Annotated in this window: 17 protein-coding genes; 9 read left to right on the top strand and 8 right to left on the bottom strand. The window is 52.3% G+C overall.

Annotation, left to right across the window (positions count from 1 at the left end; translation table 11 throughout):
- Positions 1–17: 17 nt before the first annotated feature.
- Positions 18–1,289, bottom strand: coding sequence for an MFS transporter (locus tag M2305_RS10915; protein WP_264649353.1), 1,272 nt, complete (start codon positions 1,287–1,289; stop codon positions 18–20).
- Complete coding sequence (locus tag M2305_RS10920) at positions 1,289–2,200, bottom strand: LysR family transcriptional regulator (RefSeq protein WP_211502824.1); 912 nt, start codon at positions 2,198–2,200, stop codon at positions 1,289–1,291. The genes M2305_RS10915 and M2305_RS10920 overlap by 1 nt, the downstream gene beginning before the upstream one ends.
- Before the next feature lie 114 nt (positions 2,201–2,314).
- Between M2305_RS10920 and ggt the strand changes: the two genes are divergently transcribed.
- The 3 genes from ggt to M2305_RS10935 are packed head-to-tail and all read left to right on the top strand — an operon-like array spanning position 2,315 to position 6,187.
- Positions 2,315–4,072 carry a gamma-glutamyltransferase gene (ggt, locus tag M2305_RS10925; RefSeq protein ID WP_264649354.1) on the top strand — a complete coding sequence of 586 codons (1,758 nt, stop codon included), beginning with the start codon at positions 2,315–2,317 and terminating at the stop codon, positions 4,070–4,072.
- Positions 4,073–4,100: 28 nt separating this feature from the next.
- Positions 4,101–5,408 carry a lipase family protein gene (locus M2305_RS10930; RefSeq protein ID WP_264649355.1) on the top strand — a complete coding sequence of 436 codons (1,308 nt, stop codon included), beginning with the start codon at positions 4,101–4,103 and terminating at the stop codon, positions 5,406–5,408.
- Between the two features lie 44 nt (positions 5,409–5,452).
- Complete coding sequence (locus M2305_RS10935; RefSeq protein ID WP_099212044.1) at positions 5,453–6,187, top strand: copper homeostasis protein CutC; 735 nt, start codon at positions 5,453–5,455, stop codon at positions 6,185–6,187.
- Between the two features lie 109 nt (positions 6,188–6,296).
- Here the strand turns inward: M2305_RS10935 and M2305_RS10940 are convergent, their stop codons facing one another.
- The 3 genes from M2305_RS10940 to M2305_RS10950 form a co-directional block, all read right to left on the bottom strand.
- Positions 6,297–7,577 (bottom strand): DEAD/DEAH box helicase, encoded by a 1,281-nt coding sequence (locus M2305_RS10940; RefSeq protein WP_203547568.1) that lies wholly within the window; start codon positions 7,575–7,577, stop codon positions 6,297–6,299.
- A gap of 179 nt (positions 7,578–7,756) precedes the next feature.
- Entirely contained in the window at positions 7,757–8,194 is a 438-nt protein-coding gene (locus M2305_RS10945; protein ID WP_099212049.1) for a hypothetical protein, read from the bottom strand.
- A gap of 301 nt (positions 8,195–8,495) precedes the next feature.
- Positions 8,496–12,239, bottom strand: coding sequence for a glycoside hydrolase family 99-like domain-containing protein (locus tag M2305_RS10950; protein ID WP_264649356.1), 3,744 nt, complete (start codon positions 12,237–12,239; stop codon positions 8,496–8,498).
- A gap of 151 nt (positions 12,240–12,390) precedes the next feature.
- Here M2305_RS10950 and metX point away from each other — a divergent pair, with 151 nt between their 5' ends.
- The 3 genes from metX (at position 12,391) to M2305_RS10965 (ending at position 15,925) form a co-directional block, all read left to right on the top strand.
- Positions 12,391–13,584, top strand: coding sequence for a homoserine O-acetyltransferase MetX (gene metX, locus M2305_RS10955; protein WP_086634262.1), 1,194 nt, complete (start codon positions 12,391–12,393; stop codon positions 13,582–13,584).
- Positions 13,584–14,183 (top strand): methionine biosynthesis protein MetW, encoded by a 600-nt coding sequence (gene metW, locus M2305_RS10960; protein WP_064273068.1) that lies wholly within the window; start codon positions 13,584–13,586, stop codon positions 14,181–14,183. The genes metX and metW overlap by 1 nt, the downstream gene beginning before the upstream one ends.
- Positions 14,184–14,608: 425 nt before the next feature.
- Complete coding sequence (locus M2305_RS10965; RefSeq protein ID WP_211497284.1) at positions 14,609–15,925, top strand: DEAD/DEAH box helicase; 1,317 nt, start codon at positions 14,609–14,611, stop codon at positions 15,923–15,925.
- 327 nt (positions 15,926–16,252) lie between these two features.
- Here M2305_RS10965 and M2305_RS10970 read toward each other — a convergent pair whose 3' ends face one another.
- The 3 genes from M2305_RS10970 to M2305_RS10980 all read right to left on the bottom strand — a co-directional run bounded on the left by M2305_RS10970 (position 16,253) and on the right by M2305_RS10980 (position 21,160).
- A complete protein-coding gene (locus M2305_RS10970; protein WP_264649357.1) occupies positions 16,253–17,269 on the bottom strand; it encodes a polysaccharide biosynthesis/export family protein in 1,017 nt (338 codons plus the stop codon).
- Positions 17,270–18,714: 1,445 nt separating this feature from the next.
- Positions 18,715–19,740: a hypothetical protein gene (locus tag M2305_RS10975; protein ID WP_264649358.1), complete on the bottom strand. Its 1,026-nt coding sequence runs from the start codon at positions 19,738–19,740 to the stop codon at positions 18,715–18,717.
- A gap of 253 nt (positions 19,741–19,993) precedes the next feature.
- A complete protein-coding gene (locus M2305_RS10980; protein ID WP_264649359.1) occupies positions 19,994–21,160 on the bottom strand; it encodes a polysaccharide pyruvyl transferase family protein in 1,167 nt (388 codons plus the stop codon).
- 946 nt (positions 21,161–22,106) lie between these two features.
- Between M2305_RS10980 and M2305_RS10985 the strand changes: the two genes are divergently transcribed.
- The 3 genes from M2305_RS10985 to M2305_RS16305 are packed head-to-tail and all read left to right on the top strand — an operon-like array spanning position 22,107 to position 25,512.
- A complete protein-coding gene (locus tag M2305_RS10985; RefSeq protein WP_264649360.1) occupies positions 22,107–23,207 on the top strand; it encodes a hypothetical protein in 1,101 nt (366 codons plus the stop codon).
- Between the two features lie 5 nt (positions 23,208–23,212).
- The gene (locus tag M2305_RS10990) at positions 23,213–24,004 is read left to right on the top strand and encodes an ABC transporter permease (protein ID WP_249196811.1); all 792 of its coding nucleotides are present in this window, start codon (positions 23,213–23,215) and stop codon (positions 24,002–24,004) included.
- Positions 24,001–25,512 carry an ATP-binding cassette domain-containing protein gene (locus M2305_RS16305; protein ID WP_338085671.1) on the top strand — a complete coding sequence of 504 codons (1,512 nt, stop codon included), beginning with the start codon at positions 24,001–24,003 and terminating at the stop codon, positions 25,510–25,512. Before M2305_RS10990 ends, M2305_RS16305 begins: the two co-directional genes overlap by 4 nt.

Here is a 25,512-nt window from a genome sequence, read left to right on the forward strand (position 1 = left end):
CTGAAGGGATGCCTGTGTCAGGAGCGGCGTGTCAGCAAAGGCTTGGCCAAAAGCACGCTCATGAAAGAAATAATGGCCGTCAGGATCATATAAAGTGCCGGAGCATGGTTCATTCCGCTCCAGGCAATCAGCGCGGCGTTGGTCATGGGGGCGAGGCCTCCGAACAGCACCACGCCGAATGAATATCCCATGGTGAGGCCACGTCCTCGCCGTTCGCTGGGGAAGATCTGTCCGATGAAGCCATCGAGGGCTGCAAAATAGAAAAGCCCGCTCAGATTGAAGATTAGTGGCATGAGCAGCACTGTAGCGGGAGCAATGCGGATCAATTGAAATGCAGGCAATGGCAGAAGGATTAAAAAGGCGCAGGACAGAAGCATGGGACGGATGCTGTGTGTTCTGTCAAAGCGGTCTGCCAGCTTCCAGCGCAGGGGCGTGAAAAGCAGTTGTCCGCCATAGGTCAGGAGTGGCGCAAGAGACGTGCTGATACTCGAAAGACTGTACTGGCTGCGCGCATAATGCGGCATGTAGAGTCCGAGGTATGTGATACCGCTTCCAAGCGCGACAGACCCCATGATGAGGGCAGTCCGCAGGATCGTGTCAGACTGGAAAAAAGGTGCCACAACAGCAGGAGCGGGCTGACGTGTTGGCGGGTTCTGACGGTTCAGGATCAGGCGTAGAATCAACCCACCCGTGCCCACTGCCGCACCAAGTCCTGTGGCGATACGAAAGGCATAGTCGTTGAATGCTGCTGTCGGGAGGCACAGGTTCAGAACAAGGACGACAGTGGCAGCGCAGAGAGAGGCCGTAATTTGCCCAATAGCCTGCCAGCTTGCAGCACGCGCTTCATGGTGAGGCGCATGCTCGATCAGAAAAGATGTTGCGCTGCCAAATTCGCCACCAAGCGAGAAGCCGTGAATAAGCCGAGCCACCACAATCAGAACAGGCGCCGCAATGCCGATGCTGGCGTAAGATGGCGTTACGGTGAGGAGTAGACTGCCTGCCGCCATGAGAAGAATGCAGATCATCATGGTGGGGACGCGCCCCCGCCGATCTGCATAATTACCCAGTACGATAGCTCCGAGCGGGCGGGCAAGAAGCGTCAGGCCGAACGTTGCAAGAGAGAGGCCGAGCTGCGACAGCGGCAGACCCGACGGAAAAAAGGTTCGGCCAATCGAAGCGGAAAAATACGCGTAGATGACGAAGTCGTAGTACTCGATGATATTGCCAATGATCGAAGCAATAACAGCCTGATCTGGCTTTTTTTGGAACAGGGTAGCCGTCTTCGCCATCAACCCTGGATGCCCCCGAGTTTCTGGATCAGGAACTGAATGAACGAACGGAGTGTCGGCGCGGTGTAGCGCTCCTTGTGATACAGAAGATAAATAGGCCGAGACGGAAGCGTATAATCCGGAAGCAGGGCATGGAGCTTTCCGTCCCGGATATCTTCGCGCACCAGGTCTGAGGGCAGCATGGCAATTCCCATGCCCGATAGCGCGGCGCGGCGCATGGCCTGCGTGTTATTGAAAAGACCCTTGCGGTGCATTTCTACCGAGACATGACCTTGCGGCCCTTCAAAATGCCATTCCCGTCGAGCCCAGTGCCAAGGTGATGCGGGGGTATAGGAAAAGGCCAGAGCGTCGTGTGTTGCCAGCTGCTGAGGCGTTAAAAGCTCTTCACGGCGCGAAAGATACGCTGGAGAGGCGCAAAGCGTCATGGTGTAGTTGGAGAGTCGACGACAGATCAGGGAGGAAGGCTCCGGCACGCCCAGTCTGATGGCGATATCGAACTTCTCATGCGTCAGATCAACGCTGCGTTCCGTCAGGACAAGATCGATATCCACGGAGGGATGCTCGTTCAGGTAATCCGCGATGCAGGGCGTGATGCTTTGTGTGCCATACGTGACCGGAGCGGTAATTCTCAGGGTGCCAGACGGCAGACTCTGGGCGGCTTCCGCCATGCGCTCCGTTTCGTCCAACATGCTGAGAATTTTCTGGCATTTGGCGAAGTAGACGGCCCCAAACGCTGTCAGGCTCTGTCGACGCGTTGTGCGTCTCAGCAGGCTGGTGCCCAGTCGCTCCTCCAGCAGGCGCACGTAATTACCCACCATTGTGGGTGAGATGCCGCATCGCTCTGCGGCAGACGTCATGCTTCCTGTTTCAACGACCGCGATAAAGGTCGTCATGGCCTGAAAAACGTTCATTGCAAACCGCAGATTAGTAATTATCGCACCATAACAGCATTTATCGAAGAGATCGAAGACCGTAACGGTTTGACGTAGATGCTCCCGATCAGGAACTGAAGGTTGATGTTTTCCATGCGTATCAGAAGTACGGCTCTCTCCCAAAGAAAGCTTTCTGCCAGAACCCCGGTTCTTGTCGGCCTGCTTGGAGCAACGGCCCTCGGACTGAGCGCCTGTGCACAGCAGCTTCAACCTGTTCAGCCTGTCTCCCAGCCCACAGTGGCCCATGATTTTATGGCCGCCACAGCCAACCCCATGGCATCCCGTGCTGCTTCTGATGTTCTGCAGAAGGGTGGAAGTGCAGTCGATGCTGCCATTGCGGCTCAGATGGTTCTTGCCGTGGTAGAGCCTCAGGCTTCAGGTCTGGGTGGTGGTTCCACCATCCTGTACTGGGACAAGGCGGCTGATCATCTGAGCTTCTTTGACGGTCTGGCCAGTGCCCCGGCCGGCATGCACCGGGACTACATGCATGATCGTAATGGCGTCCGGATTCCGGAAGTGACATTGCAGCGGACGGGCCGTGTGGTTGGCGTTCCCGGAACCTTGCGAACGCTGGCACTTCTGCATGAGCGCTATGGCAAGCTGCCTTGGAGCGACCTTTTTCAGCCTGCAATTTCAGCTGCCAGAGACGGCTTTCCGCTTGCCGGATATCTGCATCTTGTCCTGACCGAACGTCCGGAACTCGCGAAAGAACCGCAGTTTTCGGCATATTTTGATGCCAGCGGTCAGCCGCTGCCTAAAGGTACGATCCTGCACAATGCCGACCTGGCAGGCACGCTTGAGCATGTGGCGCACGATGGAGCGGAGTATTTCTATACGGGCGCTTTTGCGAAAAAGCTGTCCGCTGCAGTTACGAGTGGCGCTTATCCGGGGGCGCTGTCTCCTGCGGATTTAAAGAACTACAAGGTGCGTGAGCGGGCCCCTTTGTGTGTTACGGCCTTTAACCGTCGCATTTGCTCCGCGGCTCCCCCGGTTGCGGGCGGACTGTCCGTTTTGCAACAGCTTGCCATTCTGGATCGCCTGAACATTGGTCAGTACAAGCCGGGCAGTGTGGAAGCCGCTCACCTGCTGCTTGAAGCCTCCCGTCTGGCCGAGGCCGATCGCCGGAAATATGCCGCTGATCCGGATTACACGCGCGTGGATACGGCAGCCATGCTTGAGCCAGCGTATCTCGACCGCCGGGCAAAGCTTGTTTCAACGGGTGAAGCGGCCAGCCGCGTGGTAGCAGGACAACTTGCCGGGAAGCTAGCGCTTTTGCCATCGTCCGACCCGATGACTGTGCCTGCAACAACGCATCTGTCCATTCGTGATGCATCTGGCAATGCACTGTCTTTCACAACCACGATCAATCTGAATTTCGGATCGGATATTATTGTGGATGGTGTCGTCCTGAACAATGCCATCACGAATTTTGCGTCGCATCCTTTCGTGAATGGGCAGCCTGCGGCCAATATTGCAGCACCGGGGAAACGTCCTATCACCACCATGTCTCCAACCATCGTCTTTGGGCAGAACGGGCAGCCTGAAGTCATCGTTGGTGCGGGCGGTGGTGCCCGGATTATTGATTCCGTCGTGCAGACGCTGGTGGGCTATCTGGCGTGGGGACAAAATATCCGCACGGCTATTGAGCAGCCTCGGATTGGGGCCCAGAACCATGCCGAGGAACTGGAGCAGGGCACATCTGCCGCCGGACTTGCTTCTGCTTTGAGTGCGATGGGGCACCACCCGAAAATTGACGTCATGAATGCTGCCGTCCAGGGCATCACCATTCATCCGGACGGCCTTACGGGCTGGGGTGACCCGCACCGTGACGGCGTGGCCGTCGGTCAGTAATATCTGCCTCGATCTGCTGGAGACCATAATGAAGCTTTCTTTCCGCGCTGCCCTCAGCGCTGCCACACTCCTGTCTCTCGCGGCCTGTGCCGAACCCGCCCAGACTGCAAAGCCTGCCGGTGTGGCAGAGGTGGATCGTGCTCTAGGTGATGGTGGGGTCAGCGATTTTTACTCACCGCCCGCTCAGGTGCCGGTAATGGTGGGTCAGATGATCCGCACGCAGCCGATTACCGATCGTCCGCTGCCGGAGAATGCAGGCCAGGCCGTGCGTACGCTCTACACGTCCATCAGTGGGGTGAATGCTCCTGATCCCGTCACGGTTTCCGGTCAGATCATCTTTCCCAAGGGCACGCCCCCTAAAGGTGGCTGGCCTGTTGTGGCATGGGAACACGGCACAACAGGGATTGCGGATATCTGCGCCCCATCTTGGCGGGGATATCTCTCCCGGGATCGTGCCTATCTGGATCATTGGCTGAAGGCGGGCTTTGCCGTTGTGGCCAGCGATTATCAAGGACTGGGAACACCGGGGCCACATCCGTATCTGATGTACCGGCCGGAAGGCTACAGTGTTCTGAACGGGCTGCGCGCCGCTCTGGCTCAGTACAAGGGCACGCTTCAGAACCGTATCATTCTTGTTGGTCAGTCGCAGGGCGGTGGCGCTGCGTTGGGTACGGCTTGGCTTTCCCCCAAATATGCACCGGATCTGCATGTCCTTGGAACGGTTGCAACAGGTGTCGTAACGCAATTCAAGCTGCCGGATCATCCCAAGCATGAGCCGCTTCCACGCCTGAATGTCGAGCCACCGCACATGGCTGCGGCTTTTGGTATCCTGACGATTGAGGGATCCCGGAAGAGCCTGCATCCTGAGGTGGATGTCCGTGCAAACATGACGGACAAGGGCAAGGATCTGTCTCATCAGGCCCGTCAAACCTGCCTTGGCGATCTGTTCCGGTACACGGAGGCACATGACATCACCGAAGACAATGCGTACGCAGGTGATACATCCAGGCTTGAAGCTGACTTTCAGGACGCATTCACCATCCCGGATGCGCATATGACGATGCCGGTTTTCGTGGGTACAGGCCTCGCCGACAATGAAGCTGGTGTAGCCCAGCAGTATAATGCTGTGGCGGCCATGTGTGACGCAGGTACGAACGTAACGTGGAAGACCTATTCCGGTCTGACACACAACGGAGCAGTGAACGGCTCTGCGGCTGATTCTGTTCCGTTTGCGCTGGCGCTGCTGAAAGGCCATCATCCGAAAGGAAACTGTGCAACGATCAAGCCCGTTTCCGAAGTGGAGAAGGCATTGCCGGGAATTCGCTGGAACAACTGAGTTCTGTCGGCCTGTGCGTTCTCCCGTCTGGGAAAGGAACGTTTATGCCGACGCTTGAAATCTGTGTTGAAGATGCCGTTGGGTTGCAGACAGCCCAGCGGCCCGGCGTCTCGCGGATTGAACTGTGTTCCGCTCTGGCGCTAGGGGGCCTTACCCCTTCGGCAGGGCTGATGCACCTTGCTGCAAAATCTACGGTCCCAGTTTACGCCATGATCCGCCCCCGAGAGGGCGGCTTTGTGTTTGCCGAAGCGGAAATTGATCAGATGCTGGCGGACATTGATGCTGCCCGTGCCGCAGGACTGGCTGGTGTGGTTCTCGGCGCGTCTCTGGACGATCATACACTCGATATCGCGACCCTGAAGCGTCTGTCTGAGGCCGCCGGTTCAATGGGGCGCACGCTTCATCGCGTCTTTGATCTCACGCCTAACCCACTCATGGCCGTGGATCAGGCGGTTGAGTTGGGTTTTGAGAGAATACTGACGTCCGGGCAGGCAATTAGCGCCCCCAAGGGACATTCTGTTCTGAAGAATATTGTGCATCATGCCGCCGGGCGTATCGAAATCATGGCGGGAAGTGGTGTGCGTGTCGGAAACGCGCGTGATCTTCTGCGCGACACAGGTGTCACCAGTCTTCATGCCTCCTGCCGGGGGCCATCTGTCGGGCAGGCCTGTCGCGTCTGGGACCTGGGATTTGGGCGACTGGCGTCCCGAACCAGTGGTCGGATTATCGACCAGATGCTGGCTATTTTGGCTGAAGAAACAGCATCGGCAGATGCTTGAAGAAGAGTGACATCAGACATCACTCAGCGGTTTTCATGAAAACCGCAATGACGCTAACGGATTACTATAATCCGTTAGCGTCGAAGAAAAACCGAAAGCTAAATTAGCTTCAGGCTCTCTTGGCGGCCTCACGTGCGGCAAGCTTCTCCTCTTCAGTCCAGACCTTTCGCTCCCGCTTGACCTGCGGTTTGACCTGCTTGACCGGGCCACCCCCTAAGACGGGAGCGCGCATGGTGGAGTGCCGTGCGGTTTCTGAGTGCCATGGATGGTCGGTGTGAACCGTCAATGTACGACCGATTTCTCGTTCCACATCGTGCAGCCATGCACGTTGTTCGGCATCGCACAGAGTGATGGCGAAACCACTGCGCCCGGCACGCCCGGTGCGGCCAATGCGATGGACATAGCTTTCAGGCAGGCTGGGAAGATCGTGGTTGAAAACATGTGTGACGGTGTCAACGTCAATGCCGCGGGCGGCGATATCCGTGGCAACGAGGACTTGTACGGTTCCGTCACGGAAGGCGCTGAGTGCGCGTTCCCGCTGGCCCTGGGACCTGTTGCCGTGCAAGGCTTCTGCGGTAATCCCGGCTTCAGTCAGGAAAGCACAGACCTCATTGGCAATATTCTTTTGAAGCGTGAAAACGACGGCCTGACCGACATCCTGTGTTTCAAGCTGGGCCAGAAGAGCCGTTTTTTTATGAGCTGCATCCATAAACATCACGGACTGCTCAATGCGGTCCACGGTGGTTGATGGAGGAGCAATTTCGACTTTTACCGGATCATTGAGAAGGCTCTCTACCAATGCCGCGATAGATTTCGGCATCGTGGCCGAAAACAGAACGGTATGCCGATCTTTCGGTAGTGTTGCGACGATACGTTCAATCGGTTTTGCGAAGCCCATATCCAGCATCTGGTCGGCCTCATCAAGTACAAGCGCTTCAAGCTGCGATAGATCGCATAAGCCTTGCTCGATAAGATCCAGAAGCCGCCCTGGGGCGGCGACAATAATGTCCACGCCATTCTCAAGTGCATTCACCTGATGAAACTGGCTGACACCGCCGAAAATCGTCGTCACGCGAAGATTCAGATGACGACCAAAGCTCTCAAAGCCATCCGCAATCTGGGAGACAAGCTCGCGTGTGGGTGCGAGCACGAGGACGCGTGCGCCACCCTTCGGGGCTGTGCGAGGATTAGCCGCGAGGCGGTGTAACAGTGGAAGAGCAAAAGATGCTGTCTTCCCTGTACCAGTCTGCGCCATGCCCAATAGGTCACGGCCCTCCAGCAGCATGGGGATTGACTGTGCCTGGATAGGGGTAGGTGTGACATATCCTTCTTCAGCCAGAGCGCTCAGAAGAGTGGGCGCCAAGCAAAGATCGGCGAAAGTCATGGACATGGACACGCAGCGCCTCCGGCGCTCAATAATGCTGCGCCTGGTTGGGCTTCGCTGTTTCAGAACGCGGAGTTCTACGGGTGATGCCGGCCTGGGTCAACGCGCTACAGCGGCTCTTTTATCTCCGTGGAAGCATCGAATTTCCAGTCATCCTCACGACTGCATTCGTCCATCATCATAATTTATGATTTGGCGACATCACGCATCGCAACCACCAGATTCATATGAGAGGCCAGAAGCCGCTGGGGAAGCGTGGGGAGATAAATGCGGATGGCTTCCAGTCTTTTGGACTCTGGCAGAGTAGCAAAAGGTGGACGCGAGCCTTCGCCATCGCTGCCCGCATCGTAGCTCTTAGCGATCGCATTAATGAGGGAGGCAGGCACGGAAGCCAGTAGTGTCCTTTGGGCAGGACTTAAAACTTTGTCCCGAAGAGGGCCAGATAGAGTTCGAATTTCAGAAACTTTTGGAGGTTCGTAAGGCTTCAACTGAGACAGGGGGAATTCAACTTCCACACCATTGCTTTGCATCACGTAGCCAGTGGAACCTTCAATATCCACAAGCTTGCCATCATGGGCGCCTTTGAGGTCTGAAACATGATCGCCGATTGATAACTGTGCCATGGCTAATTTCCCAGTAAGATGCGTCATAGGGGGCCATGAAGTGCCTGACCGTCAAGCAGGCAACGCCATCTGAGGCGCGTTTCTTCCTCTCGCATCGGGATCGATCTCCGTTAGTTTGTGGTTGCATCCCTTCGGTGGATATTTCTGACGGTCAGCAATGCCCGTATGACACGCTCATTTCCCAAGGCCCATGCACCAGTCCTTTGAGGTCGCGTACTCGGTACGTTTGTGATTCGTAGTTTATACAAATAATAATCGGTTGTTCTTTAGTAATTAAAAAATGAGATTTTATACAAATCAATTACAAGCCGAACTGCTGGAAGATTTTATGGCGATAGAGAGCTTGCTTCTCAAGCCGCTCTTGCGAAAAAGGTAATCGCTTCGCAAAAAGCTCGTGCATAAAATTTATTTCTTCGAAATGAGTAGCCTGATTTAATGTATGCGTCGAAGACGATTGATGTCGCCTATGGATGTTCATGGCATCGCTGACATAGACAACGCCAACGTCGGGACTATCGAGCAACTCAAGATAGACTCTCCAGTCACCAGCCACTTTCAAGGTTTTCAAATCTTTTTTGCACGTTCTGAGTGCCGCTTGCATGGCCGTTCGTTGGAAAATTGCACCGCTGACATTGAGCACCAGATTACACTCAGACAGGCATGTTTGAAGAAAATCCCGCCCGCTGAACTGACCATCATGCTCAAGAAGATTTCCAGCCGCCTCTACACAGTATGGCTGATAGGAGGCGGAGAGAGGCGCGCCGGTCTCATCTATTGAGCGGCTATCGCAGAACGCCATGACCGCGTTCGGACACTGGTGCACAGCGTGAACAAGCTTTTCCAGAAAATGAGGATCGCAAAGGTCATCTGCTTCCGCGATCCAGACCCATTCGCCTTGTGCCTTTTGGAGTGCTTTCTGCCATTGAGCAAAGACGGACCCGGAAGACCGTCTTCCTTTAATAATACGAACGTCACGCCCCCATTCGGCGGCAGCGCCCATGGCGACTTCGATACTGTTATCCTCGGATGCATCATCAAGGACGATAATTTCCAGGACTGGGAATGTCTGCGTGAAAATAGAGACGAGCCGGGCTTCTAAATAACGCGCATAATTATACGACGGTACCACGACGGAAATTGACGGAATTTTTGGTGCGGCCAAGCGCAGGAGTTGCTGGGCATAGGGGCGGAAAAGAAACGATTTTCCAAGTTTGCGTGCGGCAGCATGTCGGGTGTTTTGACCGCGAGCTTTTGACCACTCGGCAAGCTCCAGCGCCGCCAAACTCATGGCTCTCACATCTGCGAACGGAACGACCATATTGAAAGTCGTCGGATCGTTTTGAAGGCTTTTAAGTAACTCTGGAATGCCGCCATTATCGGCAAAGGATGTGCATGGCAGACCTGATGCCAGAGCTTCGAGGACGACGGAAGGATAGGGGTCTTCGCGGGAGGTCAAAGTAAAGACGTCCGAAGCAGACAGCCAGTCCGCAACGTTATGAACACGACCTGGCATATGAAAGGTACCGCTTGCGCGGGCATGATCGATTTCGGTTCTTAAACCATCCTGAAGAACCGGATCAATCGCGCCGACCCATACACAGTGTGCTTGCCTGGCGAGTTTCCGCCAGAGCTGGAGAAACAGGTCAAAGCCTTTCCGCATATCCGCGTAGCCAACGCCAATGACCAGCAGATCCTGAGCGTTAAGGCCCAACTGCGATCTGAGCGCTTCCCGGGAAGACCCGTTGAAGGTTGTCTGATCATACAGGCCTTGAGGCAGGATCGTTATGTGAGGGTGTTTTTCCAATCCCAGCCGGGCTGCACACGAGTGAGCGGGGACGACAATTGATTGTGCCGCCTCGCATGCGTCCCGCATAGTTTTCCGTAGATCTCGGCTTTGCAGGAGATGGGGAAGCTCATGAATGAGGAATGTGTAGGTGATTGCATTGTTATGCAGTGCAGGAGCAATGGCTGATGATGCCGCACTGTTCAATATCGCACATTCAAAACCTTCTGCCCGCAACGTATTGAGGCGCGCCATCACGTCACTGGAGGTGGGAGACAGGATTTCAACAGGAGCAACAGCCCTGTAGTCTTCCATCATTGCGCCCCCTTCGAGGAGCACGAAGCGGATATCAACACCGAAAGATCGCCGGAATGTACGGCCTGTCTCCAGAAGGAGTTTTTGGGCTCCAGCCGGGAAGGCATCGTGGCCAATCAGCAGCAGGCGTACCTTATTTGAGGAGCTTTTAAAGCCCGTGCAGGCTCTTGCCGTTGCATTCAGATAGGCGCTGCCGAAATGAACGTCAGGCTCCAGATAGGCACCTTCAGCCCATTCATTCCACGCGTTAACGCAGACAATAGATTCCCCGAAAAAACGGTGTTTCTGCGCTGAATTGACGAGGCCATTGAGCCATTTCTCATAAAGCTCGGGAGTTGACCCGTGCATGACGAGGCCGTTGCCCTGACGTCGTGCGTCATTATCCCATGAAGGTGAAGCTGTGCGGATAAGGGGAAAAGACGGACTTGGCTGTCGGAGCGCATTTTCTACAATATCGGCGTAATCGTAGATCTGTCCTCTGAAGTCTTCGTCGAGGATTTGAACGTTTTCATTGATGAGGCGGCAGTCGGAAACAACTTTGTGCGGAGGGAACTCAATGGCTCCTTCAACACCAAAGGAATGAGGGTCTTCATCGCCAAAAGCCTGCCCCATAATAAAGATAGGGTTAATGCCGTGCCTCTCCCGAAAAAGTTCACGCCAGCGCGCAAAGGCCTGCCGTGCATTGGGAATGGTTCCAGGGCGATACACCATGAGGAGAGGGCGTTCCCCAATTCTGATATATCGGGGATCGTGCATATGTCTGGCGAAGCAATCTACGAGAGCGTTGTCGTCCGTGTCTCTGTAGTGCTGGGCAATCAGAATATCATCTTCTGACCCGTCCCAGCGGCGGCTCCAGTTTTCGTTGGCCCACATCAGGCAGAATGGAAGGTCAATCTGAGGGTTGGCCAGAAGCATTTCCAGTGGCCCATCAAGCAGACGCTTTTGATTGAACCAGTAAAAATAGAAGATAAAACCCTCAATTCCGGCGGCCTTGGCCATTCTGGCCTGACGGTCGAGAAGTTCTGGAGAATTCAGAGTGTAATGCCCCAGGTCACGTGGAATGCGGGGTTGATAATGGTCTGCGAAGCGAGGGAGCGCACGCGACGTGTTGGTCCACTCCGTAAAACCCTTTCCCCACCATTCATCGTTTTCTGCTGTGGCATGATATTGAGGCAAGTAATACGCAAGGACACGGGCGCGTCTGATTGCACTCTGGGGAAGTGGGTTGAAATCTTCAAATGAAGGGCCTGGCGCGCTACGCCGCCGAACTTCCCGAAAGACGGTGACTTCATTCGCCGGGCATGAGGAATGAATTCCCGAACGGTTCTTGTTCTCCAGATAGTGAAGAAGCGGATTACTTTCCGGGGCATGCCGTAGATAATTCTTCCGGTAGTAAACCGGATCAAAGCCTTCGAACGGCTGCCTGGCCTCACGAAAGCCCTGGATCATGTAATGTTCCAGCGGGTCGAGGCCGGCGGCGGCTACATCGGGGTAGGTTTTCAAATAGAAAGCTGGATCAAACTCAGCGATGGGCTTCAGTTTCTGTGTATGGCGGTTGAGCAGATAATGAGCGAGCGCCAGCATCCCTTGCGGAATGGCGTAAGTCTGAGTGTACCAGCCAGGGTCAAACCAACCGATTGGTCGGCGGCCTTCTTTCTCACCTTTTGTGACGTAATGTAAAAGAGGATCTCCCAGAACATCACGATTTTGGGCGACATACCAGTGAGGATCGAAGAACGGATTGGGTTTACGACCCTCTTTCCAGCCATGCTGGTGATAATGCCGGAGAGCTGCAGTTCCGAGGTTATGGAGGTCCGGATTGCTCTTCAGATAATATGTTGCGTCAAATACTCCCGAATACCCAAGAATTTGGAGCGCACTTGGTGCGAAGGCATCCGAGGCGGCAGAAACGGCTGGGCTGGATGAATCCGGGAGGGCGTGAAGCATGAAACGGTTTTTTACTGTTTCTTAATGAATTTCAAGTGCGTTAATTTATCGTCAATAAGAAGGGTGATTTGCCGTAGGGTGCGGAGAATGTCATACCGTCGGCCCCGAAGGGCATCGACGCCCTCCCGTCGACATCGGAGGTGGAAGACTGATGGACCGCAGTGTGTCTTCCTTTGAGGAAGATAGTCCCGTTTACACGCATCAGACCATGTACCTTGAAGAGGGGATGGACCTGGAATGTGGCGTTCATCTTGCGCCGCTCGAAGTAGCTTACTGCACCTATGGCACCCTCGCGCCTGATCGCGGCAACGCCATACTGGTCTGTCACGCTCTGACCGGAGATCAGTATTTAGCCGAGCCTAATCCACTAACTGGCAAGCCGGGCTGGTGGAACCGCATGGTTGGGCCTGGCCTTCCAATCGATACGGACAGATTTTTTGTCATCTGCCCCAATGTGCTGGGCGGATGCATGGGATCTACCGGTCCGAAGTCCATTCGGGCAGAGACCGGGCGGCCGTGGGATAGTGAATTTCCTCCCATCACCATGCACGACATCGTCGCCTCTCAGGCATGCCTGTTGGACCATCTGGGTATCCAGCGTCTTTTCGCTGTCGTGGGCGGCTCCATGGGAGGCATGCAGGCACTGACGTGGATTGCCGATTATCCAGAGCGCGTTTTTGCGGCTTTGCCGATTGCAACGTCGCCGTTCCACTCAGCCCAGAATATTGCATTCAACGAAGTCAGCCGTCAGGCGATCTTTGCGGATCCTGACTGGCATGATGGCCATTACAGAGACTTCGGCGCCATTCCGGCGCGTGGTCTGGGGGTCGCCCGGATGATGGCCCACATAACTTATCTGTCCGAAGAGGCTCTGAGCCGGAAGTTCGGACGTAAAGTTCGAAGTGAAGCTCCAACGGCTGTGCCGGCAGCCAGCAGTCCTTCTCTGTTTGGTGAGATGTTCGAAGTTGAGAGTTATCTGCGGCATCAGGGCTCAACATTCGTGCGCCGGTTTGATGCAAATTCGTATCTGACAGTAACGCGGGCGATGGATTATTTTGATCTGGCCGCCGAGCATGATGGCGATCTTTCGGCACCGTTTCGCAAGTGCGAGACGCGTTTTTGCGTTGTGTCCTTCAGTTCAGACTGGCTTTTTCCCACGTCTCAGTCCCGTCTTCTGGTGCGGGCTTTGAATAAAGCCGGAGCAAACGTCTCTTTTGTGGAAATTGAAAGCGATCGTGGGCATGACGCGTTCCTGCTGGACGAGCCGGATCTGGATCGAACGGTTCGGGGTTTCCTGAATGGTGCAGCTGAGCACGCAGGTCTGACGAAAGTGGAGTGTGTCTGATGCGGCTGGATCAGCGTCTGATTGCGGAGATGATTCCAACCCGGGCCCGCGTTCTGGACGTCGGCAGTGGTGACGGCACGCTCATCGATTATCTGTACCGAACGCGAAACTGCGACGCCCGCGGCATTGAAATCGACATGCAGAGCGTGACGCAGTCCGTTGCCCATGGTCTGCCGGTTATGCATGGAGATGCAGATCACGATCTGTCCTACTATCCCGATGACTCGTTTGACTATGTTGTTCTGCAAAGAACACTTCAGGCGGTTGAGCGTCCCCGGGAGGTGTTACGGCAAATGTTGCGGATAGGGCGTCATGCGATCATCTCCTTCCCGAATTTTGGTCATTGGAGACTGCGTTTACAGCTCCTGACCACCGGCCGCATGCCGATGACATCAGTATGGAGTACGCCCTGGTACTCCACGCCCAATATCCACCCATGCACCATTCGGGATTTTCTCGCGTTATGTGAGGAGGAGGGGTACATTGTGCAGCAGTGGCTCGCCATCGACGAGGATGGATTGAAGGCTCCGTGGCGCCGCTCAATCCGCTTCGCAAACCTTTTCGGTGAACAGGCGCTTTTTCTGCTGCGACGCGGGTAGAGGGTCAGTTCTTTTCTCTCTGTGCATCATTGATGCGCAGGAAGTTCGCGATTTTGCAAAACGCGTTAAATAATAATGATTTTTTAGAAATCGGACCTCTCAACTCCCTTGCAGGGCAAGGGAAGCTGCCTTACATCCGTTTGCAGATATCCTTGTGTGAAAGCAGGGAGATGCTGACGGTCTCTTCGTCATGCTGGTCGATTGAGCACACGGTGCTTTGCTTCTCTGACTTTGGTGGGAAAAGTGAAGTGGGCAATGTGCAGGGCTTTTTTGGCTCTTGCACATGTCCAGCTGTGTGTCTGCGTCTCAGTTTGAAGGTTCGTCTTTCATCAACTTTCTAGGCTCAAAGCAGGCATTTTATTCGTGCATTCAAAAGTGCGAACTAGCTGTGCGAGCCAGGCCTTGTTATCCCTCAGGAGGGGTCCATGACCAGTTTCGCAGAGCTCAAACTTGCCGAGCCACTTCAGAAAGCACTTGCTGAAGAAGGTTACACCACGCCAACGCCTATTCAGGCTGGCTCTATTCCTTACCTGCTGGAAGGCCGTGACCTTCTTGGTCTGGCCCAGACCGGCACGGGTAAGACAGCTGCGTTCGCGCTGCCAATCCTGGACTACCTGCTGCGGCATCGCCGTCCGGCAGCTCCCAAGAGTGTCCGGGTGCTGGTTCTGGCGCCGACGCGTGAGCTTGCTTCCCAGATCGACGAGAGCTTTGCTGCATACGCACGCCACATGAAGCTGACGCATGCAGTCGTGTTCGGTGGTGTAGGGCAGGGACGCCAGGTCGAGGCAACGCGCCGTGGCGTGGATGTTCTCGTGGCTGCGCCGGGCCGTCTGCTGGATCTGGTTGGGCAGGGTCACATCGACCTTTCTGCCCTGGAGGTTCTGGTGCTGGACGAAGCCGATCGTATGCTCGACATGGGCTTCGTTCGTGATATCCGCCGCATCATGGCTCTCTTGCCTGCGCGTCGTCAGACGGTTCTGTTCTCGGCAACGATGCCGCAGTCCATCAGCGATCTTGCGCATTCCCTGCTGAAGGACCCTGCTACTGTTCAGGTAACGCCTGAATCCAGCACGGTTGATCGCATTCGTCAGGCTGTGATGTTCGTGGAGACGGACAAGAAAAAGGATGCGACACTGATGCTCGTTGAGAGCTCAAATGTCGTACGTGCAGTCGTGTTCACGCTGATGAAGCATGAAGCGAACAAGGTTGCGGAATTCCTGAACAAGAACGGCATTACGTCCGAAGCACTGCACGGGAACAAGTCCCAGGGTGCGCGTGAACGTGCCATGGCTGGCTTCCGCAACGGGACGATCAAGGTTCTGGTCGCAACGGATATTGCCGCACGTGGCATCGACGTTGATGATGTTTCTCACGTCTTCAATTACGATCTGCCAAATGTTCCTGAATCTTACGTTCATCGTATCGGTCGTACGGCGCGTGCAGGCCGTGATGGTTGGGCAGTATCACTCTGCGATGCGGAGCAGCGCGCATGGCTTCGGGATATCGAGAAAAAGATCGATAAGGCTATTCCTGTCGTAACTGATCACCCGTACCACTCCGACGCTGCTCAGAATTCCACAATGCGTCCGCCAGTGCTTGGTGGTGGTCGTGGTGGTGGCGGTCAGCGAGGCGGTGGTGGAAATGGCGGCGGGCGCCGTCGTTCCGGCCCTCCTGCTGGCGGACGCAGTGGCGACGCCGCTCGCCGTGGCGGGGGTGGTGGCCGTCCGACGGGGCGTCGTTGATCTGTTCGTAGTGAATATTAAATAACAGTATGCATTCCTGAAAAGGAATCTCACTTCTCCGCCTATTAAGTTAGGCGGAGATTTTTTGTATTATCGATGATAAAATATTTCCTTAATATATTATTACTAAATAAAAATATGCTTCTAAAATAGTGCAAGATATTAATTTTTTATAATATTTATCTAATAACTGACTGTTTATTCGAGTGAATACAGCAGTTAATAAATATATTGTGGAATTTGTTATTTTTTATATTTGCAAATCATAAATTTATGATTTGCAAATATAATTACATAATCTGGAGTGAAAATTAGAAAACTAAAAATTTAGCGTGCAATCCAAGCGGCCGTGATCGCTGGGCTTATGAGGGTGCTGATCAACTGATTAAACTTGTAGAAACGGTCAGTCTTGGCATTCGCGATCAGGATCACGTCCTTGCTCTTGATGGGTATCCGCTGGGCAAGGAAGTAGCTTGAAGGGTTCATCATATCCAGCTTGTAGATTACGGGAATACCCTGGAGAGTTTCAGGAGTCTGCAAATTTAGAGCTTTAGCAGCTACAGTGTCCTCGAAACGAAATAGGAAAACAGCGTTAGGGTCCGCCAAGCTGTCATTCGGGCCGCCCACGCGTGCGATTGCTTCTGCAAGATTTACAGTAGGGGAATTAAAATCAACTTGCATGGCATTCTTGGAAGCTGCGCCAAACACAGTATAGCTGCGCGGCTGATAGACAACATGAATGCGATCTCCAGGTCTGGCTGGAATATCTTCCTTGGGATAGGTCTCTAATGTTCCTAGATCCGTCCCCCCAGACTTATTGCCGCGAACGAGTTGAACGAATGTATCTTCGGGAGGATAGTTTGCGCCTCCAGCAATGGCGACAACGTCCGAAAGGCGTTCCTGTGCTGTGCTCAGCAGAACTCGTCCCGGATGATGAACCGCCCCAGAGATGATAACGGTGTTGGAAATGTCGGTACCGATATGGACCATCACTTCTGCGTTCTGAGACTTCCCCGTTAGTGCCGTACGAATTTTCTCTGCAAGATTTTGAGGTGTCATCCCGACGACATGTAGACGCCCTACATAAGGGATGGTCAGTGTTCCATCAGCTTCCACTTCGGTGGGCGGAAGAGTCTGGTGAGTTACACTTCCCGTTGCACCGGATGCGGCTGAGAGATCGGTGTTGGAACTGACACTGGGGGCTGCCCCCGAGAACAGGCCGCTTCCGAGTTCGAAAACCGTAATGTTGAGCACGTCCCCCACGCCAATACGGTCATTAGGTATTAAGCGTGAACTATCAGCGTAAAGGGACGAGATAAGGGGAGGGTGTTCGGTGGCGAGCACCTTTGTGACTTCGGGCGTAACTTGTGTAACAAGGAAACCCAAAGGGTTCTTATTTTTGTCGGTAGCGGCTTTCAGTACAACACTCTCGGTGGGTGCGTTCCCCGGGAGTGCACTGCAGCCGCTGAGCGACAGGGCGCCGAGTAGTAGTGCCATTCTGAGGGGTGAGCGGTTGCTGCTTGGAAAACAATCGACACGCATAGAGTAGAGAAGCCTTCGAATGGGAGAAAAGAGAGGGTGTGCTCACGCGGCGGCAATGCTGTTATAGAAGGATGCCAGTCCTTGGCTATAGGCCCTTACTAAGAAAGAGATCTGCCTTTCGATTTTTTCGTAGTGCTTGATCGTTCTTAACGGACAGGAAAGAACTCAACATCTACCTGAAACACGGTCAAAGAATGATCGCTTTGGTCCTATAGTGGCCATTTTCCTTGTAATATAGCTCATAATTTCAGAACCCTCAAAACCTATAGGTTTTGAGGGTTCTCTATGATTTTATTTCTTCCGTTCTGAGGGGGGCAATATGAAGCAATGTGACTTCTTGGATGCTAAAGCGCGACAGGTTCACCTAAGTATGCTTGGCGATCTTACGGAAACTTTTGGTCGATCTCACGGCGGCTTTACGAGCAATCCATGCTCGATGTGACAATCAGGGACTTTGTACAAAGCCATAAATGTCCTGATGGCACTTCCAACTCCAAGCTACAGGGCCCATGGCCGTCGATCGGGGCTATGACAGCGACAGCTTTGACCATGATCTATTTATCCATGGGATCCTGGCGGGTATTCCATCACGCAGAATCCGAAGTGCGCCGTAGAAGCCAGACTGGCAGCGTTACAGGAATTGTCACCGCATCAGGAGGATGTTCAACTGTGTCTTATCGCAGCATGCTGTGACAAACCGCTCTATCTTTCATAGGCTTCTTCCGTCTCGCCGCTGCAAGGCTCTGGGGCCAGATCTTTTATTAACGTAATCTAAGGCATGGATTTCAAACGTTGAATTTCACGATGTTCAAGCTGCATGAGAACAGAACGACTTTCAATAACTCTTGTCCGCAAACTGGAATTTAGGCTGATCTGAAATCGCAGATGGGGCTGTTCACCCGCGCCCTTTCTTTTTACGTGGAGAGGTCAGCGGCGTCGTGAAATAATGCAGGGCACAGTGTCTTCCGCTTTGCGGCAAACAGTGAAACAAAAGTCCCCTTGGAGAAAACCATCAAGATCGGTTTGTTGAGCACCAAGCTAGACTTCACGAACTTTCAATTAACGGTTCTTGGATCTTGCTATGTTTCTTGAGTTTTTGCCGACGTTAGGGACCGCTGGAAGTCTGTATCAAATACAGACTTCCAGCGGTCTGTGCTTCGTGACAGTGCGATCTTAACGCTGGCGCAGCTGAATTAAATAATGTTTGGCTGCTGTTGTCCAGCGAGAAACAGGAAATAAATACTTAATCACAATGCTTGAAGTGCGACTTTTTTGTACTTTCCTGCTGACGTGCAAAGGTAAAGATTATCGTCATCCCACGTTACTTGCCCTTTCTTGCATTCTGTTGCGGGTTTGGGAGACGAGGTGGCAATAAGGCGCAAACCTTGAATATCCAGATAGCCGTTCTTGTCGAGGTGAGATGTTTCCGTGTGTTGTTGGTCAAACGTTTCTAGGAAAAAGCCAGCTTCGGTGGGCTGTGTCTTATAGAGTTGAATCATGTTCGTGGCATTGCGGATTGAGATTCCAGTTGTCCAAGGAAGCCACGAATGGTCATAGGCGACATGCATGATGTCCAGTGCGACCGAATTCGTCTGGTTTCCGGCCGCGCCTCCGCCAGTCAAGAATAGCCCACGAGACCATTTGCCATCCAGTACTTTGCCGTTAAAATTGACATCAACTTCCATATCTGTTGCAGAATTGGTGCTGAGGTTTAGAACATCGTTGTCAATTTCTGAACTGATGGACGTGTTCTTGCCACCGCCCGTCCCGGAATCCATGCCCCGGTAGATACAGGCAACCCAGTTTCGGTTCGGATTGGGATTATGAGGGTTCGGGCGATTGGGGCGGCACTCTAGAGAAACAGCCTGTGTGGTAACGTGGTCTTTTTGCGGAAGTGCCGCTGGGTCAAATACATATTTCAGGTTAGAAGTAACATTCCACGGATTTGTATAAGTGGCGTTGAATGTTCCGCGCCCGTTTTCAGGTGCACCGATACCTGGACCAGAAAAAATATTTCCATTTAAATGATAGGTGCCGAGCGTATTGCTGGGTAGAGCCTTGGAGAGGTGATATCCTTCGGTTGAAGGCGGAAAATAGACATCCGGAGCGGATGTGGTGGTGAATGCCTTTTCTATTTCTGTTTTTTCGGAGGTAACTCCTCGAAAATTTGCCGATTCTCCGTGTTCTGTGATGATTACGGGCTGTCCGAAGGCAACCCCCGACGCACCAATGAATGTCGTAACTGCAATAATTAATGTGAGTTTTCTTTTCATGATGTCATCCGTCCGTTGAAATAGGGGCTAATGTCCCGGTTACCGGTACGTTTCTATGATCTTGACGAATGATCGTACGATAAGTTTCACAAAAGCCTCGGCGAGTGATGATTATTGCTACTGTTGGGAGGCTAGACATCAAAACGACAGGAGGCCTTCCCTGAAAAGGATACCTCCTGTTTGATCCGTCAGATCGTTGCAGGCCAGTGAGTAGGAAATGAGGGGATCAATTCCTGTTCAATAGGGTGCTCCATTAAACCGAGAGGTTTGTCGAATTATCCATAGTATTGTCGTTGATGATGCTGCTCTCGATCATAAAGCCGTAAACTTTGTTGACGATGTCGAGTTTTGTTTTGCGGGAAGTTTGTGCGTGATCGTGGAAAGTTTTTGCCTTTTTATTCCAGTCGTAGGAGAAACTGAAATCATGCATGCCGATGATATCGAAGCCAGAGCCCATTTCGATCAGCGATAGGTGTTTGACGTCATAGTAAGGGACACTTACAGCCGCGCAAAGGCCGCGGGCCCCCATCATTGAAGCGACAAGGTGGGCATGAAAACGTGTCGAGAAAACAAAATCATTCGAACTGATTTGGAAGCCGTTTTTCCAGAGATCATTGAAGTCCCGAACAATGATATCAGTCCGTCTGGATATGCTAACTACCTTGTCAATGATAATGTGGTCAGAAATAGCGTCCAGAGTAAGAAATTCAATCCCATTCTGTGCCTGTGGGCAATGCTCGATAAGCTTCAGGAGAAAAGAGACGACGAGGAAAGGGTTGTTTCCTGGTTGAGCAGAGATAATTAATTTGCCTGGTCTGCCCACATTACTTTGAGGTATAGGAGAAAGGAAGACATCGTCACACGAAAAGGACGCCTTGTTTTTTAGGCCCCAATGAAGCAATCGCTGATAGCTTTTTTCGTCGCGGACATCGATCCATGAAAAGACCTTGAAGAATTCTCCGATGATGCGCTCGTATGCTTGATCGATAGGCTCTAGACCAAGGCCGGTACCGAAAAGCTCGAACCCGGCTTCTTTCTTTAGATTTGCCAGAATTGCGATGATTGCGTAGTTAAAATAAAACTCACTATTCATGTAGCCGCCGCCAATCATATGAACGCAGCGTGCTGATTTAATTAATTCGAGCCCATTGGCGAACGCAACTCCGCCGTCTTTCTGGAAGGCGAGGTCCAGAATGTAATCAATATCCCTGTCAATGGAATTTCTGGATGCAGTCCATAAAGTGTCGGTAAATCTTATATTTTTGTAGTCTTTAAATACCACTGCAGATACGCCGGGATTGCACGTATCGACCCAGATTTCTTCTAGCGGAAATTTGTTCGTCAGGAAATTGATCCATGTTTTAGCGATTAATTCGTCACCAAAATTCAGATAACCAGAGTGGCAAACCAAATATATCATAATGTTTCCGTTATGGCAGTTAATATCCTTGATTTTCTATTATTTATAAAAATATTAAAAGATATGATATATTTTGTACCAAAATGCTTCTTTCGTATGTGAAGCGGTAAACTGAAGCTGAAAGAGTGTGAGTTTGCTTTGGTCCTTCTTGCTTCTGTTATGTTCTCAAGGGGATGTCTATTCCGGAGGTTATGATAGCGACAGCGTCCGTCAAGAACTGTTAATCCACGGGATTCTGGTGGTTGTTCCATCACACAAATGCAACGCTATAAACAGACTCAAGTAGAGACGTCGTATCGCAACACGCTATGACAATACGGCTATGTCTTTCATGAGCTTTCTCGGTCTCGCTGCTGCAAGACTCTTGACCAGATCTTTTGTCAAAGTGACCTGGGATTCATAATTCGACAAATGCAGGAAACTTGGGAAAATTTTCTGGGTGCTTGTCGGAGATGCTTTTAACTTGTGGTACGGAGCAGCCGTGATGATTTTTTAGAATGCTGCAATTTTGTGAAAGAATAACGCGTTGAAAATTTTATATTAATTTTAGGAAAATAAAATAATATATTTTTATGTGAAAAATTTGGATACCGGTGAATCTTGGGGTTCTCTAAGAAAAAATTGAAGACTAAGCCATCGTATCGTTCGAACGCTGAGGGAGTTATTATTGAAGGCTTTCTGGTGGAGTATCCGCCAACTTGACCTTCGAAAAGGTGAATGCGACAATCTTTTTCTCTTTGAGAAGGTCTTAGGTGGGTTTGAGGAGTGCTAAATTTTCAAGGCGAACCTTGCGGTAGGGGTATGTAAAGAGGTTGTGGCGAAGGCGGGTCCTGTTTGGGAGCCATTTCGTGCATGATATTGTTTGGTGTCGTTCGTGCCTTATTCCGTTCTTTTGAATATTGCGGTTTGCGTTTCTGGCAGCCCGTTGTAAAGGTCGTCTTCGTTCATGAGTAATGTCAAGAAACTTGTCTCAGACTATTTGTTTCTAGGGTTCGTTGTCGTTCCGACGCTGCTTTCGATTCTCTATTTTGGGTTTCTTGCGTCGGATGTTTATGTTTCGGAATCGCGCTTTGTTGTGCGGTCTCCTGAAAAACCTTCGATGAGTGGGTTAGGTGTCATGTTTAAGAGCGCTGGGATTGCCAATTCCAGCGATGAGGCATACGCCGCTGACGACTACATTATTTCCCGTGATGCGCTGCATTCCATCAACACTGACAACGCATTTGTTCGTGCGTACAGTGATCCACGTGTTTCAGTTTTCAACCGCTATGACCCGATAAAAATCTCCTCGTCTTTCGAGGATCTGTATCTCTATTTTCAGCGTAAGGTTAAGGTTGATAACAATTCCACAACTGGAATTACAACTCTGACGGTACGAGCTTACCAACCTCAGAATGCCCAGAAGTTCAACGAAGAACTGCTGAAGATGGCTGAAGACACTGTCAACCATCTGAACGAGAGGGCACGTTCAGATCTAATTCAGTTTGCAACGCGCGAAGTGCGAGAAGCTGAGGCTGGTGCTCAAAAAGCTGCAATTGCTATTGCCGATTACAGAAATAGCCACAGGATCATAAATCCGGAGCAGCAGGCATCTGGGCAGTTGCAGATGCTTTCCAAGTTCGAGGATGCGTTGATTGCAACGCGCGCCCAGCTTGCGACGATGCAGAAAACGACGGCTAACAATCCCGGTATTGCAGTTCTTCAAAACCGCATCATGAGTCTCTCGAAAGAGATGACAAATGAGGTTACGAAAATTTCCGGTACTGAGGGCTCTCTTGCATCCAAAGCGTCGGATTATCAGGGGCTGATCCTTGCAGACCAGATTGCGGGTAAGCAGCTTGCCGCGGCTGTTTCCTCCCTTGAGCAGGCACAAATGGAAGCGCGGCGTCAGCAAAGCTATGTCGAGCGGATTGCTCAGCCTAGCCTGCCGGACGCTTCTGAGGAGCCTTATCGTATGAGGGATATTTTCGCGACATTCCTCATGGGGCTCATTCTGTGGAATATTGCCCGGATGCTGAATGCAAGCGTTCGGGAACATATGGATTGAAGGTCATGAGTTCGCATGGCTCTTTTGCCCGCTCTTTCGTTATCCAAAGGCGTGTCATCTGGGCGCTCTTTCTGCGCGAAACGCTGACACGTTATGGGCGGCACAACATTGGTGTGCTGTGGCTTTTTGGCGAACCGATGCTGTTTACGCTGGGAATCACGACGCTCTGGACGCTGGGACACATGTCTCACGCGTCTAATATTCCTATCGTTGCTTTCGCCCTCACCGGATATTCCACCGTTCTTGTATGGCGTAACATGCCCAACCGCCTAAATAAGGCGGTGGAGATTCATCTTGGCCTTATGCACCACAGGAATGTCAGGCCCATAGATATTTATGCAGCGCGTCTGCTTCTGGAAGTTGGGGGCGTTACCACATCATTTGTTGTTCTCTCCGCCTTATTCTGTAGCATAGGCTGGATGGATCCTCCGGAGAATATTCTGGAAGTGATAGGAGGATGGGTACTGATGGTCTGGTTCGGGGCGAGCTTGGCGATCCTCGTCGGTTCTATCAGCGAGCATTCAGAGCTCTTTGAGCGGCTCTGGCACCCCATAACCTATCTTATGATTGGATTTTCAGGACTCGGCTTCTTGGTGGATGCCATGCCTGCTGCATCGCAGTATTACCTCTTGATGATCCCGATGGTAAACTGTTCCGAAATTATCCGAGATGGGTATTTCGGGTCTCTTTTCACCGCACATTTCGATGTGATGTATGTTGTGATCTGGAACATCATTCAGTCTTTTCTTGCGATGATCGGCGTGAGGTTTGTTTCCCGAGGCATGACGTTGCAATGATCGAGTTTCGGGATGTCCGTAAAAATTATCATGTTCGAGGAGGGATTAATCGGGTTCTTAGGGGAGCCGATCTCTTAATCCGTCCAGGAGAGAAAGTTGGAATTCTCGGTCGGAATGGTGCGGGTAAATCGACCACAATCCGTCTCCTGAGTGGTTCGGAACTGCCGACTTCCGGTACTGTCGAGCGGCAGATGTCTGTATCATGGCCTTTGGCATTCGGTGGGGCTTTCCAAGGTGCTCTTACCGGGAGGGACAATGCGAAGTGTATTTCACGCATTTATGGGCGGGAAATTGAGGACACTCTGCAGTTCATTCAAGATTTTGCCGAACTTGGCCTTTATTTTGACGAACCAGTAAGGACCTATTCGTCCGGAATGGCCGCGCGTCTGGCGTTCGCCATCTCGATGAGTATTGAGTTCGACTGCTTTCTCATTGATGAAGTTGTCCATGTTGGAGATCACAAATTTCATGAAAAGTGCCAGATCGAGCTTTTTGAAAAACGAGCGAACCGGGCACGAGTTATCGTTTCACATAACGAGGATTTTGTCCGGGAGCATTGTGAGCGGGCATATGTGCTTAAAGATGGTCTATTCCACTCGTTCGAAGACGTTGATGAGGCCATCGACTTTCACATTAATACCCTGCATGGAAACACTGGCTCTGGGGATATGAGTAAGCTGACTGTTGCCGGACCACGGCACGATCCGAATTCGATTTATGTTCCTCATCCCGCGACCGAACGTCGATCCGATGTGCCGGAGGGAACCCAGATTACACTATCAATCCCACCGTCTTCCATTTTTCCAGACTGTCGACATGAAGCATGGCTTTATCGGCCAGCTGGGTATGACGGAAATAGTGCTCTGCCGCTGATGGTGTTTCAGGACGGGTGGTGGTTCAAAGCTGATGATGGTCCGTGGCAGGTACCCGTAGTTCTGAACAATCTGATAGCGGATGGCCTGCTTCCACCTATGGCTGTGTTGTTTGTAGAAGCGGGGAAGCCGAACCAGAAGCACGGGCTGGCGAGCGAGCAGCGTTCTTTTGAGTATGACAGTTTGACGGATCATTATGTCCGCTTTCTCGACGAAGAGGTTTTCCCCGAGGTCCGCAAGCATGTCACGATCACGGACGACCCCTCCCAGAGAGCGATCGGGGGGTTCAGCAGTGGCGGCATCTGTGCGTTCACAGCGGCGTGGCAGCGTCCAGACGTGTTTGGAAAGGTCTTTTCCGCTTGCGGCAGTTTCGTGGATATCCGCGGGGGCGGGGCGTACCCGGATATCATAATGCAGTCCGATCCGAAGCCATTGCGGGTATTCCTGCAGGTTGGGATCAACGCTCAGTTGTCCGGGCGCTTTGAAGGGCTGGACTGGCCGGCAGGAAATCGCACTATGGCTAGGGCTCTGGCCTTCAAGGGGTACGATTATCAGCTCGTGACCGGGGAGGGGGATCTTTCTCATGTTCATGGAGCCTCCATCTTGCCGGACGTCTTGCAATGGCTGTGGCGTTAA

Origin of the sequence: Gluconobacter cerinus, from assembly GCF_025961355.1 — a bacterium.
Classification (GTDB): domain Bacteria; phylum Pseudomonadota; class Alphaproteobacteria; order Acetobacterales; family Acetobacteraceae; genus Gluconobacter; species Gluconobacter cerinus.

What these genes read in the sequence shown, in the direction of transcription:
- M2305_RS10915 (WP_264649353.1), bottom strand. Translation starts at nt 1,289, where the DNA reads ATGGCGAAGACGGCTACCCTGTTCCAAAAAAAGCCAGATCAGGCTGTT.
- M2305_RS10920 (WP_211502824.1), bottom strand. Translation starts at nt 2,200, where the DNA reads ATGAACGTTTTTCAGGCCATGACGACCTTTATCGCGGTCGTTGAAACA.
- ggt (WP_264649354.1), top strand. Translation starts at nt 2,315, where the DNA reads ATGCGTATCAGAAGTACGGCTCTCTCCCAAAGAAAGCTTTCTGCCAGA.
- M2305_RS10930 (WP_264649355.1), top strand. Translation starts at nt 4,101, where the DNA reads ATGAAGCTTTCTTTCCGCGCTGCCCTCAGCGCTGCCACACTCCTGTCT.
- M2305_RS10935 (WP_099212044.1), top strand. Translation starts at nt 5,453, where the DNA reads ATGCCGACGCTTGAAATCTGTGTTGAAGATGCCGTTGGGTTGCAGACA.
- M2305_RS10940 (WP_203547568.1), bottom strand. Translation starts at nt 7,577, where the DNA reads ATGTCCATGACTTTCGCCGATCTTTGCTTGGCGCCCACTCTTCTGAGC.
- M2305_RS10945 (WP_099212049.1), bottom strand. Translation starts at nt 8,194, where the DNA reads ATGGCACAGTTATCAATCGGCGATCATGTTTCAGACCTCAAAGGCGCC.
- M2305_RS10950 (WP_264649356.1), bottom strand. Translation starts at nt 12,239, where the DNA reads ATGCTTCACGCCCTCCCGGATTCATCCAGCCCAGCCGTTTCTGCCGCC.
- metX (WP_086634262.1), top strand. Translation starts at nt 12,391, where the DNA reads ATGGACCGCAGTGTGTCTTCCTTTGAGGAAGATAGTCCCGTTTACACG.
- metW (WP_064273068.1), top strand. Translation starts at nt 13,584, where the DNA reads ATGCGGCTGGATCAGCGTCTGATTGCGGAGATGATTCCAACCCGGGCC.
- M2305_RS10965 (WP_211497284.1), top strand. Translation starts at nt 14,609, where the DNA reads ATGACCAGTTTCGCAGAGCTCAAACTTGCCGAGCCACTTCAGAAAGCA.
- M2305_RS10975 (WP_264649358.1), bottom strand. Translation starts at nt 19,740, where the DNA reads ATGAAAAGAAAACTCACATTAATTATTGCAGTTACGACATTCATTGGT.
- M2305_RS10980 (WP_264649359.1), bottom strand. Translation starts at nt 21,160, where the DNA reads ATGATATATTTGGTTTGCCACTCTGGTTATCTGAATTTTGGTGACGAA.
- M2305_RS10985 (WP_264649360.1), top strand. Translation starts at nt 22,107, where the DNA reads ATGAGTAATGTCAAGAAACTTGTCTCAGACTATTTGTTTCTAGGGTTC.
- M2305_RS10990 (WP_249196811.1), top strand. Translation starts at nt 23,213, where the DNA reads ATGAGTTCGCATGGCTCTTTTGCCCGCTCTTTCGTTATCCAAAGGCGT.
- M2305_RS16305 (WP_338085671.1), top strand. Translation starts at nt 24,001, where the DNA reads ATGATCGAGTTTCGGGATGTCCGTAAAAATTATCATGTTCGAGGAGGG.